This is a genomic window from Actinocorallia lasiicapitis (assembly GCF_054778695.1).
Map to the genome: position 1 here is coordinate 1 of NZ_BAAGZI010000545.1, position 3,025 is coordinate 3,025.

At 71.8% G+C, this 3,025-nt stretch carries 3 protein-coding genes; 1 reads left to right on the forward strand and 2 read right to left on the reverse strand.

The genetic code is table 11. The features are described from left to right. Both ACYVE7_RS31875 and ACYVE7_RS31880 read right to left on the reverse strand, forming a co-directional pair. On the reverse strand, positions 1–1,451 hold a 1,451-nt coding region (locus tag ACYVE7_RS31875; RefSeq protein ID WP_460370009.1), incomplete at its 3' end, for a hypothetical protein. A 67-nt stretch (positions 1,452–1,518) separates the two neighbouring features. Beyond that, positions 1,519–2,040, reverse strand: a complete 522-nt coding sequence (locus ACYVE7_RS31880) for a gamma carbonic anhydrase family protein (RefSeq protein WP_460370011.1) — start codon at positions 2,038–2,040, stop codon at positions 1,519–1,521. A gap of 204 nt (positions 2,041–2,244) precedes the next feature. Here ACYVE7_RS31880 and ACYVE7_RS31885 point away from each other — a divergent pair. Continuing rightward, a partial coding sequence (locus ACYVE7_RS31885; RefSeq protein ID WP_460370012.1) for a DivIVA domain-containing protein occupies positions 2,245–3,025 on the forward strand: 781 nt, incomplete at its 3' end.

Consider the following 3,025-nt stretch of genomic DNA (forward strand, 5'->3'; position numbering starts at 1 on the left):
GGGGCGGCGTCCGGGGTCGGCGGGGGTGGGGGGACGGGCTGATGCCAGGACTGGGCCGAGGGGACCGGGTTCGGGGGGGCCGTCGCGATGGGGGTCGTGGCGGTGGCGCGGGGGCCGATCAGTTCCGTCAGGAGGGCGGTGGTGCTGGGGAATCCGCGCGGGCGTGAGGGGATGCCGCCGCCCAGACGGCACCACGCGAGATCCAGGTGGTAGAGGGAGGCGAGGACGGCGGCCGGGTCGGCGGTGGCGCGGCGGAGCTGGTCGGGGAGGTGGTGGTCGGACGGCCAGAAGCGGCGCCGCAGCGGATGGCCCGGCTGGACGATCATCGCCTGGGCCGTGTAGCGGACCTCGGGGTCCAGCCAGGCGATCACCTGGTTGACGACGTCCTGGCGGATCACGGCCAGGTCGGCGGCGAGCAGCGCGCCCGCGATGAGGCGCGGCTCAACGAATTGCACGTCCTCCGGGGCGCCCGCCGACGGCACCAGCGCTTCCGCGAAGTCATAGAACGCGTGCCGGAAATGTTCCCCTTCGGAGGTTTCCGCGCGGAGCGCCGACGCCAGGTTGCCGGGGCAGCGCGCCACCCACGCCGCGACCAGCGCCGCGTCGCCCTGCTTGGCGGCGCGTTCGTCGTTCTTGTTGTCGCCGGCCAGGATCGCCAGCAGCGCTTCGGCCTTGTCCTTGAACCGCGGCTCGCCCTGCAGCGCGGACGCCGCCGCCCAGATCGTCCGGATGATCCCCGACGCGGCGGTGGCGTCACCCGCCCGGACGCGTTCGCCGTACAGCCCGGCGAGCTGGGCGAGGGTCGGCGGCGTCAGCCAGCGCGGGCCCTCCAGCAGCGGCAGCGGCGTGACCCGGTAGGGGTTCCACAGGGCGAGGAGCTGCGGGTCGAGCCGCGCGTCAAAGACGGGGGCGGCCGCGCAGAACAGGGTGACGCCCCACGTCGCGGCGACGGTGCTGGGCGCGTGCGGCGCGAACTCCTGCACCCAGCGCGGCGCGTCCGACGGCTGCGGGTACTGGGCGGGCGACAGCGCGGCGGCCGCCTCGACGATCGCGCGGACGGGTCCCGTCAGCGGCGCCAGATCGACGTCGACGAACGGCAGCGCGCCCTTCGACGTCACCGCCGCGAAGTCCGGCCCGATCGGCAGGACGTGCGGCGGGAGCTGCCCCGACGCCTTCTGCTTGCGCGCCGAACTCCGCACGGAGGTCGCATAGGGCGGCGGGCACAGGTACCACTCGGCGTCGGCGGGGTGCTTGCGGTACCACCGCGCCCACGCCCCGAACACCCACTCCGACCCGTCGGGCAGGGCGAGGGCCCGCCCGGCGATGGCGTCCTGCCGCTGCGCCGCCGCCTGCCCGGCCCACGCCCGCGCGCCGACCAGCGCCCGGACGTCCCTTTCGGCCGCCGCGAACGGATCGGACGACTGACGCGCTCCACCTGCTGCCCATGCCACGCCGTCATCGTAATTGACCGGATTGTTCAATGCGGTGCCTCACCGCATCCCGTCGCCCGGATCGGGGTCAGAGCCAGCGGGCTTCGCGGTGTTGGGTGGCTTTGGCGATGTAGGCGGGTGGGGTGTAGGCGAGGACGAGTTTGTCGTCGTCGCGGAGGTCGCGGACCACCTTGGCGGGGGCGCCGGCGATGAGGACGCCGGAGGGGAAGTGTTTGCCGGGGGTGACCAGGGCGCCGGCTGCTACCAGGGAGCCCGCGCCGATGCGGGCGCCGTTGAGGACGATCGCGCCGATGCCGATCAGAGCGCCGGTCTCGACGTACGCGCCGTGCACCATCGCCTTGTGGCCCAGGGAGACCTTCTCCTCCAGGATCGCGGGCATCCCCGGATCGGAGTGCATACAGCACAGATCCTGGATGTTGCATTCGTCGCCGACCACGACCACTTCCTCGTCGGCGCGCAGGACCGTCCCGTACCAGACGTTGACGTCCCTGCCGAGCGTCACCTTCCCGACGACCACGGCGCCGGGTGCGATCCAGGCGGAAGGGTGGATTTCCGGTTCGTCCGCGCCGAGCGCGCCCACGAGCTTCATGCCCCGTATATTGACAGAGCCGATATACACCAGATGACACGGCTATGGCGGTCACGAATTGGCGCGGGAACCGACGTTCCGGTTGCGTGTTCGGCTCGCAGCGGCCCAAAGTCGGTAGAGACCTATACACGGGGTCCACCCAGCCCCACGCCCACACGACGACAGCCCCCGGTCAGACGGGCCCGACCCCCGATAAAGGCACCAATGAGCAACGAAGCCGAGATCCTTCCCAACCTCCTGCAGAACGAGCAGTTCGAGATCGTGATGCGCGGTTACAACCGCCGTCAGGTCGACGAGATGCTGATCCGCTACCAGAACCAGGTGCGCGACCTGGAGGCCCGCCTGGCGCGCGCCCTCGACGACATGGAGCGCACCCGCCGCGAGATGGCCGAGGTCCGCGAAGCCCGCAAGCCCACGGGCGACGACCTCAGCGACAGGCTCCGCCAGATCATCAACCTGGCCGAGGACGAGGCCAAGGAGAAGATCACCGAGGCGGAGCGCACCGGCGGCCAGATCCGCGGCGACGCCGAGAAGGAGTCGGCCCGGATCGTCGACGACGCCCGTGGCCAGGCCGAACGTGATCTCGCCCAGGCGCAGGACAAGGCGTCCCAGGTGCTGAACGCGGCGAAGAACGAGTCGGAGAAGGTCCTGACGGCCGCCAAGCACGAGGCCGAGCAGACCGTCACGTCGGCCCGGCTCGAGGCCGAACGCACCCTCACCCAGTCCGAGCGTCGCGCGTCCGTCATCAACGAGGACGCCACGGACCGGCTCAACCACCTCACCAAGAACCACAGCTCGGCGCTCCAGCGGCTCACCGAGATCAGCCACACGCTCAGCGCGCTGCTGCGTGCCGAGAACGAGGCCGGTCCGCTGGAGAAGATGGTCGAGGACGCCACCAACAAGCCGTTCCGCAAGCACGCCGCTCCGGCGCCCGTCCACGCGGCGCCGCGTCCGGCGGCCGCGCCCGTCCCCGCTCAGGCTCCGG